This is a genomic window from Halobacteriovorax sp. YZS-3-1, assembly GCF_047084945.1.
GTDB lineage: Bacteria > Bdellovibrionota > Bacteriovoracia > Bacteriovoracales > Bacteriovoracaceae > Halobacteriovorax_A > Halobacteriovorax_A vibrionivorans.
The window spans coordinates 942285-957933 of the sequence record NZ_JBKIYI010000002.1; the positions used below are offsets into that span (position 1 = coordinate 942285).

The following is a 15649-nucleotide window of genomic DNA, read 5'->3' on the forward strand; positions in this document are numbered from 1 at the left end:
CTCCCTCTTTTTTTTATATTAATAAAACAGACTTAATATTTTCATGAACCATCTGTGCAGTTGCATTGTCTGCAAAGATTAGATCAAAATTACTTTTTAAAATGTTCTTATCTGCGTTAGTTGCATTAATAAGGGCAAGGTAAGCATCTAAACTTTCACCTTCACCTTTTGCAATATCAGAAGAGAGTGCAATCATATTGTTTTCAACAAATGAAACTGCAGCAACTCTTGCTGTTTTAGCATCTTCACATTTTAAAGTTCCTGTAGACATTGCAAATGTCTGGTTACTAAAGATTCCGTTTGTAATACCAGCTAAAGCATTAAGAGCTAAACCTGACTTTCCTTCAAAGATTACGGCACCAAGACCACAACCTGCTGGGCCATGGGCCGCAAATGCAGTTGATGTAAGTACTGTAAAAAGAGCTGCGCATAATAATTTTTTCATCAATAAACTCCTTAATATTGAATGTATGATTTACAATAAATAGAGTTTATCTCAGGGCCAATAAATGTAAACTAAAGAACGGAAGTTTTTTAGATGAGAAATCATAATGAAAATTAAGATTTTTTTTACTTACACAATCGTTCTTTGTAATGCATTTAGTGGGTCTTTGAAGTTTCCTTGGTTGTAAACTTCTTTCATCTCTCTAAAGATATTGAGAAGATTCTTTTTTCCACCAGTACTTGTACAAAGTCTTAGAATAAAATTATTTGCTAAGATAAATGCACATGAGTGTGCTGTAAGTTTATTGGTACTTAGGTTATTAGGAAAACCGTCTCCTTTAGGTTTTTCGTGGTGTTGCGCGATAACAAAGTCTGCTTCAGGATAGCCTGTAAAATACTGTGCTATTTCTGCTGCCTTAATAGGGTGGATACGATAATTTTCCTGTTCTTCTTCTTTAAACATTTTCAGCTGTGGATCTTCTAATGATTGAATACTAATAAGGTCTTCATTCTCAAGCATTGAATCATATAAAAGAGAGGCAAGACCAAGTTTTTTCTTAGATGTCTCAGACGCCCAGCCAAGCGCTTGTAAAATAAAGTGTGATAAATAAAGAGTCATAATTGCTTGAGTGGCGATATCAAATGGCCCACTCTTTGGAAATAAAGAGAGTACGTTACGATACTTCTTATTCTCAAGAACAATATCGCGACTACAAAGAATAACCTTATCGCATAGGTTAATCACATTCTCTGAAACACCAACTGTCTTCACATATTGATGAATAAGAAGTACGGCCTTAATTTGATTTTCGATAACCTCTTCTTGCTTTAACTTCTTCTTACTCTCAAAGACTTTTAATAAGTTCTCAATTCCTTCCTCTAAGAATTTTAAGTAATCGTTCTTTTTTAAATAAAGTACCTTAATATTCTTTCTTGCATAAGAATGGATTGTTGAATGAGAGTATTTCTTATTTGCAGAAATGATTTTCGTATATTTAGTCTGAGTTAGCTCTAGATAAACATCATAGGCCAATGTTTCAAAAAGATAGAAGCCTCTAATCTTCATAGGTAGAAGATCATCTTCTTCAAATTCTTCAATACTTGAACCAAAATCTTCACTTTTTACCCAGGCAAGTGCTTTATTGACGGCCGTAACAAAGTCTTCTTCTTCGATAGGTCTAAAAAGGGCCGAAGAAGATTCACTTCTTGCATATAGTGCATCAGGAATCCTTTCTTTTACCATTGCCTCCATACCAAGGAAGATAAAAGGTCTTTGACCAGTAATGGATAGAATCTTTCCAGCAAGTTGAGAAGGGTCCTCATTCTTTAATGAGACTTCGATTAGGATCATAGCAAATGGACCTTCGAAGCTTAGTAAATCGATTGCATCGTCACCACTGATTGCACAGTGTAGTTGAATATCGGGAAAGCAGCTAGAAAATGAGTCTCTTATATATCCCCATTCATCTTTCTCATCACAAATATACAATGCCTTCAAAATAACCCCTTAATTCATTATTTCATCTTAATTATGTATTTCTTATGCCCACTCATCGGTAAGTTATTGAAATAATAAAATTTAGTTAGTTAAATATTTGTAAATCAGTTGATTATTATACAATGATTCTTCTTTTTAAGATGGATAATTTTGATTAAACTAATTTAAAGGGGTTAGCATGCATTCTAAAATTCAAGATCTTGTAAAAGAGATGATAAAATTTGGCTTAATTAAAATTTCACCACAAAATCCATTTAAATATGCTTCTGGTAAAGAAGGGCCGATTTATTGTGATAATCGTCTCATGTCTTCAGATCCAAAAATGTGGGCCTTAGCAATAGAGCTCTTAAGTGAGACGATAAATAATAATAATCTTAAATATGACTTTATAACTGGTGTCGCCACTGCTGGAATTTCACATGCGGCCGCATTGGCATATGCTCGAAAAGAACCAATGAATTATGTTCGCTCTAAACCTAAGTCTCACGGGACAGGTAAGATAGTGGAAGGAAAAGTTGGCGAAAACAGTAAACTACTTTTAGTTGAAGACCTGGTAAACCAAGGCTCAAGTATTGAAAAAGTCATAAGGCTTATTCGCGATCAAGGCCATGTGGTAGACTCTGTTTTGTGTTTGGTGGACTACCAGACACCTAATGCGAAGAAGGTGGCAAAAGAGTTGGAGATTGATATCTTTTCACTAATAAATTTAAATCAATTAGCCGATATCTGTTTGTCTGAAGATATTATTAATAAAGAAGGCCATCAATTACTGATGAGATGGCAGCAAGACCCTGATAATTGGCAGGTCTAAATTGTGCGACGCATGTTTTAGACGCAAGACGTGTCGACATATCTTGCAAAAGAATATATGTATCATACTAATATTATTCGTATTACCTTAACATCTATATGTTTTTAAGTTATTCCAACTTAAATTTTGGAGGAAACAAATGGCCGAAAGTGCAAAAATAGAAATCAATGGTCAAACGATCGAAGTTCCAACTCTTAAAGGAACTGAAAATGAGCTCGCTTTAGATATCTCAAAGCTTAGAGCACAAACTGGAGCAATTACTCTAGATATCGGTTTTGTAAACACTGGATCATGTACGTCAAAGATCACTTTTCTTGACGGAGAAAAGGGGATCCTAAGATACCGTGGTTACCCAATTGAACAACTTGCTGAATCTTCAAACTTTGCTGAAGTATCTTATCTTCTATACAACGGGGAGCTTCCAACAGCTGCTCAATTAGAAGCATTCAACAAAGATATTGCTGCTTCAAGTAAGCTTCCTGGTGGAGTCGAGAAGATCATTGATCAATTCCCTGGTTCAGCACACCCAATGGGTGTTTTAGCTGCTGCTATTTCATCATTAAGTGGGTTTTATCCTGAATTCCTAAACCCTGAGGCAACTGAGGAAATTAAGAATAAGGCAATTACTCAAATGATGGGACAAGTTAAAGTTATGATGGCGCAATTCTATCGCAAGACGATGGGGAAAAGCCCTCTAGCTTCAAACGCTAAGCTTGATTACTCATCAGACTTCTTAAACTTAATGTTTGATGGTGAAGTTGATAAAGATGTAGCAGATGCTCTTGATACTTTATTAATTCTACACGCAGACCACGAGCAAAACTGTTCAGCATCAACTGTAAGAGTTGTTGGTTCATCTCATGCTAACGTATTTGCTTCAATTGCAGCTGGTGTTACAGCTCTTTGGGGACAATTACACGGTGGAGCAAACCAAGCTGTACTTGAGATGCTTGAAGAAATTAGAAAAGATGGTGGTGATTACCAAAAATTCATCGAAAAAGCGAAAGACAAGGAAGATCCATTCCGTCTTATGGGATTTGGTCACCGTGTTTACAAGAATTTTGATCCACGTGCAAAAATCATTAAAAAAGCATGTGACACAATTCTTGAAAAACTTGATATTCAAGACCCTCTTCTTGACATTGCAAAAGGTCTTGAAGAAGTTGCTCTTAAAGATGAGTACTTTGTTAAACGTAACCTATATCCAAACGTAGACTTCTACTCAGGTATCATCTACAAGGCACTTGGTATTCCAACTAATATGTTTACAGCAATGTTCGTATTAGGACGTCTTCCAGGTTGGCTATCTCAGTGGAAAGAGCTTAGAGAAGATGGTGTACGTATTTCACGTCCACGTCAGGTTTACATGGGTGAGAATGAAAGAGATTACACGCCAGTAATCAAAAGATAATTTTAAGATAAAATTATGACGATATTAAGGGCCTCGATATGAGGCCCTTTCTTTTGGCCTTTACTTAGCCTCTAATTAGGAAAGAAAATGTTTGATTATGATGCAATTTTAAACTCTCTATTAAATCCAAAGTTAAATAAGCAACAACTTGGCAAGCTTGTTCAGATTCAGTCGCAACAATTTACAAGTGAGCGTAAAAACTTAAAGGAGAACTACTCAAATGAGGATTTGATAAGTGCATATACAGCATTCTATTTCCCAACAAATGCATATAAATTAGACTTTCTCTTTTCTCAATTAAGTGAGGAGAGTTTGTCTGCAATCTCAGAAACGACGATTATTGATATTGGTTGTGGCCCTGGAACTTATACTTACGCTGCTGCCAATCTCTTGCCTAATGCAAAAGAGTTCATTGGTGTTGATGAAAGTGAGTTAATGCTTAAACAGGCCAAGAAGCTTAACGATGAATATTTTAAAGAAGATAGGGTTTTCTTTAAAAATCGTGTCCCTCAAATTGAAAACTCAACGCTAATCTTTGGTAACTCTTTAAATGAAATGGGAATGAAGGCAGCTTTTAAGCTAATAAAGAACCTCAAGCCTAAGTTCATCATCTGTATTGAGCCGGGAACCAAAGAGGTCTTTAAAGAAGTTTTAGAGCTTAGAAGAAAACTATTAAACCTTGAGTATAAAGTTAATTATCCATGCATGGGGCAGGGAAGTTGTCCTCTTCAAGAAACTGATGATTGGTGTCATCAGTCTATTAAAGTAAGTCTAGACTATGAACTTGAGTCTCTATCACAAGTGGCAAAGCTTGATCGTAAGGTTATGCCTGCAACAATTCATCTCTATAGTTTAAGTGATCAAAATAAGCCCGTCGTTGAGAATGAGGCGCGCTTAATACGTTTGAAGAGAATTGTGAAACATGCTTATCTTTGGGAAGTTTGTACAATAGAGAATAAGATTGTGAACTTAGAAGTTCCAAAAAAACTCTTTAAAAAGAAAATGCTTAAACAATTAGATGCTATCTCTTCTGGGATAAAGCTTTCTTATACGATCGATAAGGAACTTGAAAATTCTACTTTTAGAGTTAAAGAGATTGAAGTTGAAATTGATTAAGATAAGTATCTAATGATGAAAATTAACAAATAAAAAAGGCCTGTTTTTCACAGGCCTTTTATTTTTTAATTACTTGCTGGAAGTCTTTGTAGTTTTACTGGAATAATATCTCTAAGTTCTATTTCATTTTTAAACTCAGTGACTTTCATTTTTTTGATTTTATTCTTTCCGTAATAATAAGTTTTCTTTGAAATCTCTTGAGTCATAAATGCCGTATCAAGATCATCTAATAATCTTCTGCGATTATTTTCTAAAGAGCTTACATAATTCTTTGTTGCATAATAATTTTGTTCCTGTGCTCCAGCAACACCTCCGAAAGGGGCCCAAAGGACTGAGGCCGGCCAAAATAATAGGTTTGTAATTCCATAACCTACATTGCCATTATAAAAGTCACCAACACCAGGAAGTACATTTAATACTGCGGCAGTTACTTCATCTTTTTCTTTTACTGCAATACCTTCAGCTTCCCATTCTGCTAACTCTCTTTTTTGTTGCGAATTCATATTTGCACAACTTGTAACAAGTAAGCTCAATGAAACTATAGCTATTGTTCTTGAAATTGATTTCTTGATCACACGTCCCCCTTAGAAAAGAAAATCTTATTTTTGATATAATAACTTCGGTAAATTTTGATAAGTTCTTTAAAGAAATCTTTTCTAAGTTGTTGAAATTATTGGTTTTCCTTTAGGTGATCTATAAGTATAACTCTCAAGTACTTAGAATATCTAAGCTTAAAAATATATGTTGGGATAGGATTTTTTTCTAATATTACTGAGACTTCTTTAATTCTTTTACTTCATAAATGATTTTTTCTTTATTCATTTTAAAGTGGGGCATCAATAGAATAGGGGATAAGACATCTTTAGCAAGCTTTCTCATTTCCTTTGTCTCAAGGATTGCCATGAGTTTATTTATTTCTTCTTCGGAGTATTTGTCTTTAATACGTTTGACTATCTCTTTCTTCAGGTCGATGAACTCTGTATTCTCGTCAATAATCTTTTCAAGTTTTTTATTATCAAGACTTTTAGCGGACTTTTCAATAAGTTGTCTTTTAACGAAATCGGCACGCTCTTTTGAGTCATTAATTAAATACTGTTCTTTAAGTAAGATATCAGCAATATAGTTAATTTTATTTTCAAGCTTTGCAAATGCTACTTGAGTAATAAGGATTAGGATTAAGAATTTCATTTCTTAATTATAAACAAAAAAGCCTCGCGATGCGAGGCCTTTATATATCTTAAATTTAAAAAGTAAATTAAGACTTTTTCTTCCCAAGTGAAGCGTAAGAAGTACCAAATTTCTTTCTGAATTTGTCGATACGACCTTCAGTATCAAGTACTTTTTGCTTACCAGTATAGAATGGGTGAGATGCACTAGAGATATCAAGTTTTACGTATGGGTAAGTTTTCCCTTCAAACTCAAGCTCAGCATCTGCTTTGATTGTTGATCTAGTGATAAATTTTAAGTCAGCAGAGATATCGTGGAATAGAACGTCTCTGTACTCTGGGTGGATACCTTTTTTCATTTTAAACCTCTTTTTCTCGCATTGCTTGTTACAATGCTATTTTCTACGTTTAAGTGTTCTAACATTTAAGTTTGAGATTTGAGCAATTTCGCTTATATAGCAGAAATTGTCAAGAGTTTTACTCCTTGCGGCTAGTGAGCACTGCAAGAACTACAACCTCCGCCAGACTTATCTGTCGGGTCGTTAAATTGCCAATGTCCATAGTTTTCATTTATTAATGAAATTGCTGACTTTAACGACTTGAAATCACGTTGAAATACTTCTTTATCCTCACCATCGACTACTGTTACAGAGTAGAGGATGACCTCTCTTATTGCTCCGTTTGTCTCTTCTACATCGCCAGTCATGCCAATAAAGGCCTTAAAATGCTCACTATTGTAGTGGGCGAAGTTCCAATTCTTCAAATTGACTAAGTTTTGTATTTCCATGCAGTATTTTTAACAGTTGGCCCTTGCCATGACAATGTATTTCTAGTAAGTTTCTTACCTACGATTACTAAGTTATAAGAGAAATTTTAGGTTTATATATTTTTAGGAGGCAGTTATGGCAAAGGGGCCAAGAGTTATTATTACACTTGAGTGTACAGAAGCGAGAAAGAATGGACAAACTCCATCTCGTTACACAACAACTAAGAACAAGAAGACTAATCCAGAAAGATTAGAAATCAAAAAGTACAACCCTTTCTTAAGAAAGCACACTGTACACAAAGAAATTAAGTAATTAATTATTTAAATTCAGATATAAAAAAGGCCCACTTTTTAGTGGGCCTTTTTTATTAGCTATTTTATTTCTGGTTCAAAGCAGAATTCTTGAAACTCATCGTAGTTAACTGGACCGTAGTCATCATCATAAGTTACTGTATAATCCATGATGTAGCATACTTCTGCTTGTGTTTCTTCAATCGCATAAATATCGTTAATTCGATATCCACCTTCATTTGGTCCACAATTAAAACACATAAACTCAACCATTTGCTCATAGTATGGGTGAGACGAAAATTGGTCTTCGTTTTCAATCCAAGCATGTGTTGAAGTAGAAATTGTTAGTATTAAAGTAAGTAGAAGTGATTTCATAGGGGCCCCTTGTTAAGAATACATAAAATAGTGTCGTACTTGGGGTTTATGTAACAATACTAGACACCATCGTCAATTTTTACAATTGAGTAGAGACTAAAGCTACTTATTGTTATTTTCTCTCATATAAATATTTCACATATCCTGGGGGGGAAGAATGAAAAAAGTAATCTTGGTCATTTCCATGGCCTTAGCAATATCATCTAATGTTTACTCACAGACATGTTCCAAACAATATAAGCAAGATGTTGCAAAGTTTAATGATAGCAGATTGGTTAAGATGTCGACTCATGCACATAACGGAGTTCACTACGTTTCAACTTATGCATTAAATGCAATATTTGGTTTACATGTTTTTCCTGCATTTCTGGCCTATCCTATTTTCTTAAGGGTGATTAAAGCGCATCAAGATAAACTGCATTTCTATATCGATTTACTTGAAGGTGATAATGATTCTGAACAAATGAATGAACTCCTTAATGCATTATATGAGCCTGGGATGACAATTGATATCAGTGCAGTAAGAAATGAATTAAATTATTTGAATGAGTCTGGTGCCCTTTGTGATGGCTCAGTTTTTAGCCGAGTAACTGGACATGGGCCACGTCATCGTCGTCGTAAGGTTGCAATCAAGGTTCCTTCTAAGGAGCGCTTGGTAAAGCATTTAAAAAATGTATTAAAATAGAATATAGGCCTCGCTGAGCGAGGCTTTTTTAATTGGCAATTACTTCGTGGCAGAAAACACTTCTTTGGTCGATATCACGACATTCAGGAATTTCGCTCTTACAGGATTCTACAGCAAGCGGACAACGAGTATGAAAGTTACATCCTGATGGAGGATCAAGAGGTGATGGTAGTTCCACATCCTTAAGAGGAGGGAAGGCTTTTATCACTTCATTTTCCACAGCGTGCGCACTTTTTAAAAGTGTCTTTGTATATGGATGGTGAGGCGTCTCAAATATCACATCACTCTTTCCATATTCACATACTTTTCCAAGATACATGACAAGAACTTTGTCTGCGATATAGCGTACAACAGAGAGATCGTGAGAGATAAAGATATATGTTAGATTAAATTCTTTTTGAAGATCTCTTAAAAGATTTAAAACTTGTGCTTGAACAGAGACGTCTAATGCTGAAACAGGCTCATCCAAAATAAGAACCTTTGGCTTTAAGATCAGGGCACGTGCAATACCAATTCGCTGGCGCTGGCCACCACTAAACATATGTGGGTACTTATGGGCGTGCTCGCGTCTTAGTCCAACTGTTTCCATTAGATCACAGGCCCTTTTAAAAGCTTCTTTCTTTATCACTTTCTCATTTATTAAGAGTGGGTCTGCAATAATCTCCCAGGCCTTTTTTCTAGGATTAAGGGATTCAAGTGGGTTTTGAAAAACCATTTGAATATTATGATATAACTCCTTAGAGCTCATTTGAGAAAAGTCTTTTCCAGCTATTGTGATACTTCCACCCGATAAAGATTCAAGTCCCATGAGGCATTTTGCAAGAGTGGATTTTCCGCAACCTGATTCACCTACAATTCCTAGGGTCGATCTTTCTTGTAAATTAAAACTCAGGCCATCAACGGCCTTTACAGTTTTATCTCCCACTGGGTAATGCTTCTTTAAATTTGTAACTTTTATTGTATCAATCATTATTTTATTATCCGTTAGATTAGTTGTTTAAAGGGTGAATACATCTTAGAGAGCGATCATCATGAATGATTAGTTTTGGTAGATGATTACATTCATTACTAGAGTATTCACAGCGCTCCTTGAATTGGCAGCCTGTGGGCCTACCTGCAAGGTCTGGTACCATTCCTTTGATTGAATAAAGGGGAGCGTCGATATCGTTTGCAAATGATGGTATTGATTGTAAAAGTCCAAATGTATAAGGATGCCTTGGGTGTGCAATGACATCATCTGTTGGTCCTTTTTCAATTACTTCACCTGCGTACATAACTTGTAATGTTCTCGTAAAGTCTTTTACAACAGCAAGATCGTGAGAGATGAAAATTACGGCCATACCTGTCTCTTTCTGGATCTCGATTAAAAGGTCCAGAATCTGTTGTTGAACAGTTACATCAAGTGCTGTTGTTGGCTCATCTGCAATTAGAAGCTTAGGATCTGATGCAATGGCCATGGCAATCATCACTCTTTGTGCCATTCCTCCAGAAAGTTCGTGAGGATATGATTTCATTCTCTCTTTTGGAGCCGGAATACCAACGAGTGTTAAAAGCTTTTCGACTCGATTCTTTCTATCGGGCTTAGTCATTGTTGGATTATGAATTTTTAAAACTTCTTCAATCTGATTTTCTACTGTGTAGCAAGGATTTAAGCTACTCATGGCATCTTGGAAGATCATACTAATCTCACCACCACGAATCTTTTGCCATGATTTTTCGTTAAGGCTTTGAAGATCAACTCCATCAAAGCTTAATTCATCAGCAGTGACTACGGCGTTGTCATCGAGGAGTCCCATAATGGCCATACTTGTAATACTCTTACCACATCCGGATTCTCCAACAATTCCTAAAGTCTCACTTTTTTCAACGTCAAAGGAAACATTTCTAACCGCGTGAACAAGACCTTTTTTTGTCTTGAAGTGGATATTTAAATTTTTAACTTTTAATAAATTCATAGCAATATTTCTCTTTTCTTATCTCTTAAGTTTTGGATCAAGTGCATCTCTAAGCCCATCTCCAAATAAGTTTAGGCCAAGTACGACTGCTAGAATGCAAAGTCCTGGTAGCGTGACAAGCCATGGAGCACTTTGTATATAAGGCCTAGCATCACTTAGCATAATTCCCCATTCAGGAGTTGGAGCTTGAACACCTAGTCCTAAGAAGCCAAGGGCCGCAGTGGAGAGAATCCCTTCTGATAGTCCTAGAGTAATTTGAACAATTAATGTTGCCATACAATTTGGAAGAATTTCCTTTAGCATGATGCGAATAGGAGAGGCACCAAAAGTTTTAGCTGCTTGAACGAATTGTAGGTCTTTGATTTCCATAACATTGGCACGAATTAAACGTGTAAAAGATGGAACACTTACAAGTGAAACAGCAAAGACCGCATTCATAAGTCCTGGGCCAATTACAGAGACAACTATAATAGCGAGAAGAATACTTGGGTAGGCCATGAGAATGTCAATAAATCGCATAATGACAGCATCGGTCTTTCCACCAAAGTAGCCTGCAAGAAGTCCAAGAATAGTTCCAATTACAGCTGATATACATACAATTGATATCCCAACAAAGAGTGAGACTTGAGCACCGTAAATAAGTCGGCTTAAAACATCACGTCCAAGATCATCTGTTCCTAGTAAGAAAGACATATTTCCACCCTCTGCCCAAATTGGTGGGATACGAAGTTGTCCTTCAAAGATTTCACTTTGCCCATGAGGAGCAATAATAGGAGCGAGTAGTGCTATAAGAATAAATCCTATAACTAAGGCCAGTCCAAAGACTGCACCTTTGTTATCACTAAAATGATCCCAAAAGTCTTTTAATAACTGAATATTTGTTATGTTTGAATCTTGTTTAATTACTTGGTCACTCATTATTTTGAACCTGAAATTTTAGGGTTAACAATCGAGTAGATTATATCCACGCATGTATTGATGAAGATAACCATCAGAGCAATGAAGAGAATACCTCCTTGTATTACAGGGTAGTCTCTAGCGTGAATACTTGCCACTAGCCAACGGCCGATACCTGGCCACGAAAAGATGGTCTCTGTAAGAATTGCTCCTGTAATGATACTTCCAAAAAGAAGTCCAATAACAGTTACGATTGGTATAAGTGCATTCCTTACAGCGTGTTTCCATACAATCTTTTGATAACTTTGGCCTTTTGCTTTAGCTGTTTGGATATATGGTGCTTTTAAGACCTCAAGTACACTTGATCTTGTCATTCGAGAAATAACAGCAAGTGGAATTGTCCCCATAGCAATTGTTGGCAGGATAAGGTGTTTAAGGGCCGAGAAAAATGGTGCTAAACCATCAAATTCAATGACCTCAGGATTAAGCGTATCAAGTAGCATGAAACCTGTAATACTTGGTACTTCATAGAAGACATCTAACCTTCCTGAAACAGGTGTGATTCCCATATTAACTGAAAAGACAATAATGAGAATTAATCCCCACCAAAATATTGGCATTGAATATCCCACTAGTGATGTACCCATTAATAGATAGTCTATAAAAGAATTACGCTTTAAAGCTGCATAGACTCCGGCAGGGATTCCTATTAGGATGGCAAATACCATCGCACATACTCCAAGCTCTAAAGTGGCCGGAAAGCGAGAGAAGAACTCATTAACTACTGTTTGCTTCGTCACAATGGATTGGCCAAAATCTCCTGAGAAGATATTTTGTATGTAGAGAAAGTACTGCTCTAGAATTGGACGATCGAGTCCTAGTGTTTTTTGCATGGCCGCATAGACTTTAGGATCAGCACCACGTTCACCTAAAAGAAGAAGAACGGGGTCACCTGGAACTAAGCGAACAATGATAAAGGAAAATAAGCTAATCCCAATTACTGTTGGGATTAGCTGAAGAAAACGTTGTTTTAAGAAGTTTTTCATATAATTTAATTACTTATTCGATAGAGATATCAGTAAAGATGTCATTTCCAAGAGGATGAATTTTGAATCCCTTTACATTATTTCTCATGGCACGGTGAACTGTTGAGTGAAAGAGTGTTATCCATGGAACCTCTTTTTTAAATACTTCTTGGGCCTCAAGATAGTAATTAGCTCTTTTCTTTGGATCGTTTAGTCTCTTTGCCATTATAACCTGACGGTCATAATCCTTATTACACCAATTTGCATAATTAGAGCCGGCCTTAGCTCCTTCACAGCTTAATAACATATATAAGAAGTTATCAGGGTCTCCATTGTCACCAGTCCATCCCATTTGAATCATTGAATGTTCACCAGCGTGTGCCTTCTTTAAGTATGTAGGCCAATCATATGTCACAAGCTCAACCTTGATACCAATTTTTGCAAGATCTTCTTGCATTAATTCACCCATTTTCTTTCCATTTGGATTATATGGACGAGATACCGGAAGAGTCCAAATTGTTGTTTCAAAACCATTTGGAAGACCTGCTTTTTTTAATTCTTCTTTTGCCTTTTGAATATTGTATTCATATGGAGTGATATTGTCGTTATAACCCCAGATTGTTGGTGGCATTGGGTTCTTTGCAACATTTGCAAACCCAAGATAGATAGGATCAATATAAGAGTCACGATTTAGGGCATAGTTTATTGCTCGTCTTACATGGATATTATCAAAAGGCTTCTTTTCAGTGTTCATAGCAAGGTATGCAACATTGAGACCGGCACCATCTAATACTGTTATATCTTTATTTGCTTTTAGTGCTGCAATATCTGTTGGTGCAGGCTGAGTCGCAAGGTGGCATTCTCCTGCAACAAGTTTCTGCGTTCTAACTGAAGGATCAGGAATAATAGAAAAAACCATTCTCTTAATTTTTGGAGCACCTTTAAAATAGTCTTTATTAGCTGTATAACGGATCATTGTATCTTTCTGATATGATCCAAAAATAAATGGGCCTGTTCCAACAGGTTTACGATCAAAATCTTCAGGTGTTTTGGCCGCTAGCATTTTTTCACCATACTCACGCGAAAGGATACTTGTGAAGGCCATTGCAAAGTTTGCAAGTAGGGGAGCTTCTGGGTGATGAAGTTCAATTTGAACTTGGTACTTATCAGTTTGTTTAATATCTTTGATAATATTAGACATTCCCATTCCATCCCAATATTCATAGATACCACCACTTACCTTATTATATGGATGGTCCTTTTTAAACATACGGTTTAGAGACCACACAACATCACTTGCATCAAGCTGTCTTGTTGGTTTGAAATATTTTGTCGTATGAAATTTAACACCTTTTCTTATATTAAATGTATAAGTTAGTTGATCTTGAGATACAGTCCAACTCTCAGCAATGGAAGGAATGATATTAGTGCTTCCAGTTTCAAAACTTACAAGTCGATTAAAGAGTGGGTAAGCTGCCGCATTGTGAGATGGGCCATCAGTTAGAAATTGAGGATTAAATCCTGAAGGTGAACCTTCTGAACAGTATACAAAAGTACTCTTGTTTGCTCCGTTCTTTCCTGAACAAGACACAACGAGTAGGGCCACCATTAAAATGGCCATTAGGTTTTTAATCATTACTAAGCTCCCTTAATGATTTATTTATTTTTTATTTATAAAATGGTACGTAGCATTTGCTGTAACGTAAACAACACTGCGCATTACATTGCTTAATCTTTAATTTCTTAACTATTCAAGTACTAGAGATTGTGATGACCACAATTGATAAAGGTAGAAATGAAGTGAGAAAAGAAGGCCCCTGTAACTAAACAGAGGCCTTCTTGTTCAATTTATATTTTCATGGCCTTCAAACAATTCCCTAAAATTGAATGAAGACCTTAAGTGTGTGCTTAAGGTCTTTTTTCTAAAGTTCAGCTTCTGCTTTTAGCGTATGTGTTACTGGCTTTAGCTCTTGCCCTGGAACAGTTGAATCCAGTGGAAAGAAAGTAAGAGTAACTTTAAGCTTACGCTCTTTTTCAAATGGACCAAAGAAGCCTTTTTTGATTTTTTCAAAACCGTGCTCTTTTAGTTCTCCTGTAAGAAGAACGTTTCCATTATCAAGAAGAGTTTTGTTGAAAGTTAAAAGATCAATAGTCTTCTTAAAGTGAAGTCTCTTCTTTTCACGATCGTAGATTACGATTTCTGTCTTTAGCGCTTCAACACCTTCTAGATTAGATACTTCTAATTCAAACTTTCCTCGCTTGCTAATATCAACTTTAGCAGGAGTTACTTGAATAGGAGCACGTGCTTTATCTAGGTCAAAGAATTCAACTTTTAGAGTCGATTCATAGTTATAATCTTGAACCTCGTTAAAGTCTGCAACTTGGAAGTTAATCTGAGTTGATTCTTCATTTAAGTTTTCAACTTCAGTTTGGAAACTCTTCATTTCGTTTGCAAAGTTTAGCGTGAAGTTTGCATCGGCTTTCTCGATTGCACCAATATATTCAACTTTTACTTTGTGAGTTACTTTTTCAGTATCTTTGTAAGGTACTGTACGTGTCTTTGTACAAGCGTATGGCTCTGAACGATACTTTGTTACTGTACGACAAACGTAGTCTTGGTATGGCTCATCTGTACAAATATTTCTTCCTGGCTCCCAGTGACAACGTTGAACTGGGCGTGAGCGACAAACACGGTCTTGGTATGGTTCACGGCTGCATGTACGACGACCTGGCTTTGTTTCACAAACACGACGACCTGGTCTTTGCTTACATTCGCGACGTCCATTAACATCACGACATATTCTTTGCCCTGGTACATTTCGACAAACTTGTCTTGATGGGCCAGTTGTACATCTTTCACGATATTTTGTTTCATAGCGACACTGACGCTCGTAGTCTGTGTGGCAAACATTTCTTCCTGAGCGGTAGCGACAAGATTGACGATACTTCGTTTCGTATCCACATTCTTCGTCTTGGTATGGAATTTGATTGTAACAAGTACCTTCATATTCTTCTTGTTTGTACTTTGTTACCTCAATTTCTTTGGCAAGAATTTGAACATCATTTTGTCCACCATTGAATGAGAAGTTTAATTGGTTATCACTGGCAAAAGCAGTGAGAGTGATTAGAACAAGCATTATGCTCTTAATAAACTTAGACATTTCTCCCCCTTAAAAGAATTAATGAATAACTTTTAGCGAGATTGAGGT

The 15649-nt window shown here is 36.2% G+C and carries 18 protein-coding genes; 5 read left to right on the forward strand and 13 right to left on the reverse strand.

Annotation, left to right across the window (positions count from 1 at the left end; genetic code table 11):
• Positions 1-13: 13 nt before the first annotated feature.
• Both ACMAZI_RS14595 and ACMAZI_RS14600 read right to left on the reverse strand, forming a co-directional pair.
• The gene (locus ACMAZI_RS14595) at positions 14-445 is read right to left on the reverse strand and encodes a DUF3015 family protein (RefSeq protein ID WP_114706333.1); all 432 of its coding nucleotides are present in this window, start codon (positions 443-445) and stop codon (positions 14-16) included.
• A 129-nt stretch (positions 446-574) separates the two neighbouring features.
• Entirely contained in the window at positions 575-1942 is a 1368-nt protein-coding gene (locus tag ACMAZI_RS14600) for a hypothetical protein (protein WP_412474400.1), read from the reverse strand.
• Between the two features lie 178 nt (positions 1943-2120).
• On the opposite strand from ACMAZI_RS14600, the gene pyrE reads away from it, so the two are divergent.
• The 3 genes from pyrE (at position 2121) to ACMAZI_RS14615 (ending at position 5280) form a co-directional block, all read left to right on the forward strand.
• Positions 2121-2753, forward strand: coding sequence for an orotate phosphoribosyltransferase (pyrE, locus tag ACMAZI_RS14605; protein WP_412474401.1), 633 nt, complete (start codon positions 2121-2123; stop codon positions 2751-2753).
• A 139-nt stretch (positions 2754-2892) separates the two neighbouring features.
• Positions 2893-4164 (forward strand): citrate synthase, encoded by a 1272-nt coding sequence (locus tag ACMAZI_RS14610; protein ID WP_120404599.1) that lies wholly within the window; start codon positions 2893-2895, stop codon positions 4162-4164.
• A gap of 87 nt (positions 4165-4251) precedes the next feature.
• Positions 4252-5280: a small ribosomal subunit Rsm22 family protein gene (locus tag ACMAZI_RS14615; protein WP_412474402.1), complete on the forward strand. Its 1029-nt coding sequence runs from the start codon at positions 4252-4254 to the stop codon at positions 5278-5280.
• 65 nt (positions 5281-5345) lie between these two features.
• Here ACMAZI_RS14615 and ACMAZI_RS14620 read toward each other — a convergent pair whose 3' ends face one another.
• The 4 genes from ACMAZI_RS14620 to ACMAZI_RS14635 all read right to left on the reverse strand — a co-directional run bounded on the left by ACMAZI_RS14620 (position 5346) and on the right by ACMAZI_RS14635 (position 7233).
• The gene (locus tag ACMAZI_RS14620) at positions 5346-5855 is read right to left on the reverse strand and encodes a hypothetical protein (RefSeq protein WP_120404601.1); all 510 of its coding nucleotides are present in this window, start codon (positions 5853-5855) and stop codon (positions 5346-5348) included.
• Positions 5856-6048: 193 nt separating this feature from the next.
• Positions 6049-6468, reverse strand: a complete 420-nt coding sequence (locus tag ACMAZI_RS14625; RefSeq protein ID WP_120404602.1) for a hypothetical protein — start codon at positions 6466-6468, stop codon at positions 6049-6051.
• Positions 6469-6535: 67 nt separating this feature from the next.
• A complete protein-coding gene (locus ACMAZI_RS14630; protein WP_120404603.1) occupies positions 6536-6805 on the reverse strand; it encodes a type B 50S ribosomal protein L31 in 270 nt (89 codons plus the stop codon).
• Positions 6806-6936: 131 nt separating this feature from the next.
• Positions 6937-7233, reverse strand: a complete 297-nt coding sequence (locus ACMAZI_RS14635) for a hypothetical protein (protein WP_120404604.1) — start codon at positions 7231-7233, stop codon at positions 6937-6939.
• Between the two features lie 115 nt (positions 7234-7348).
• On the opposite strand from ACMAZI_RS14635, the gene rpmG reads away from it, so the two are divergent.
• Positions 7349-7525, forward strand: coding sequence for a 50S ribosomal protein L33 (rpmG, locus tag ACMAZI_RS14640; protein ID WP_120404605.1), 177 nt, complete (start codon positions 7349-7351; stop codon positions 7523-7525).
• A 59-nt stretch (positions 7526-7584) separates the two neighbouring features.
• Here rpmG and ACMAZI_RS14645 read toward each other — a convergent pair whose 3' ends face one another.
• The gene (locus tag ACMAZI_RS14645; RefSeq protein WP_412474403.1) at positions 7585-7878 is read right to left on the reverse strand and encodes a hypothetical protein; all 294 of its coding nucleotides are present in this window, start codon (positions 7876-7878) and stop codon (positions 7585-7587) included.
• Positions 7879-8035: 157 nt separating this feature from the next.
• Between ACMAZI_RS14645 and ACMAZI_RS14650 the strand changes: the two genes are divergently transcribed.
• On the forward strand, positions 8036-8563 hold the full coding sequence (locus tag ACMAZI_RS14650) for a hypothetical protein (protein ID WP_412474404.1): 528 nt from the start codon (positions 8036-8038) through the stop codon (positions 8561-8563).
• Positions 8564-8591: 28 nt separating this feature from the next.
• Here ACMAZI_RS14650 and ACMAZI_RS14655 read toward each other — a convergent pair whose 3' ends face one another.
• The 6 genes from ACMAZI_RS14655 to ACMAZI_RS14680 all read right to left on the reverse strand — a co-directional run bounded on the left by ACMAZI_RS14655 (position 8592) and on the right by ACMAZI_RS14680 (position 15601).
• Entirely contained in the window at positions 8592-9533 is a 942-nt protein-coding gene (locus ACMAZI_RS14655) for an ABC transporter ATP-binding protein (protein WP_412474405.1), read from the reverse strand.
• 19 nt (positions 9534-9552) lie between these two features.
• Positions 9553-10518 carry an ABC transporter ATP-binding protein gene (locus ACMAZI_RS14660; RefSeq protein WP_412474406.1) on the reverse strand — a complete coding sequence of 322 codons (966 nt, stop codon included), beginning with the start codon at positions 10516-10518 and terminating at the stop codon, positions 9553-9555.
• Positions 10519-10536: 18 nt separating this feature from the next.
• A complete protein-coding gene (locus ACMAZI_RS14665; protein WP_412474407.1) occupies positions 10537-11436 on the reverse strand; it encodes an ABC transporter permease in 900 nt (299 codons plus the stop codon).
• Positions 11436-12461 carry an ABC transporter permease gene (locus tag ACMAZI_RS14670; protein WP_120404609.1) on the reverse strand — a complete coding sequence of 342 codons (1026 nt, stop codon included), beginning with the start codon at positions 12459-12461 and terminating at the stop codon, positions 11436-11438. Before ACMAZI_RS14670 ends, ACMAZI_RS14665 begins: the two co-directional genes overlap by 1 nt.
• A gap of 13 nt (positions 12462-12474) precedes the next feature.
• The gene (locus tag ACMAZI_RS14675) at positions 12475-14076 is read right to left on the reverse strand and encodes an ABC transporter substrate-binding protein (protein ID WP_240406493.1); all 1602 of its coding nucleotides are present in this window, start codon (positions 14074-14076) and stop codon (positions 12475-12477) included.
• A gap of 286 nt (positions 14077-14362) precedes the next feature.
• Positions 14363-15601, reverse strand: a complete 1239-nt coding sequence (locus ACMAZI_RS14680; protein WP_334679203.1) for a hypothetical protein — start codon at positions 15599-15601, stop codon at positions 14363-14365.
• Positions 15602-15649: the final 48 nt, after the last annotated feature.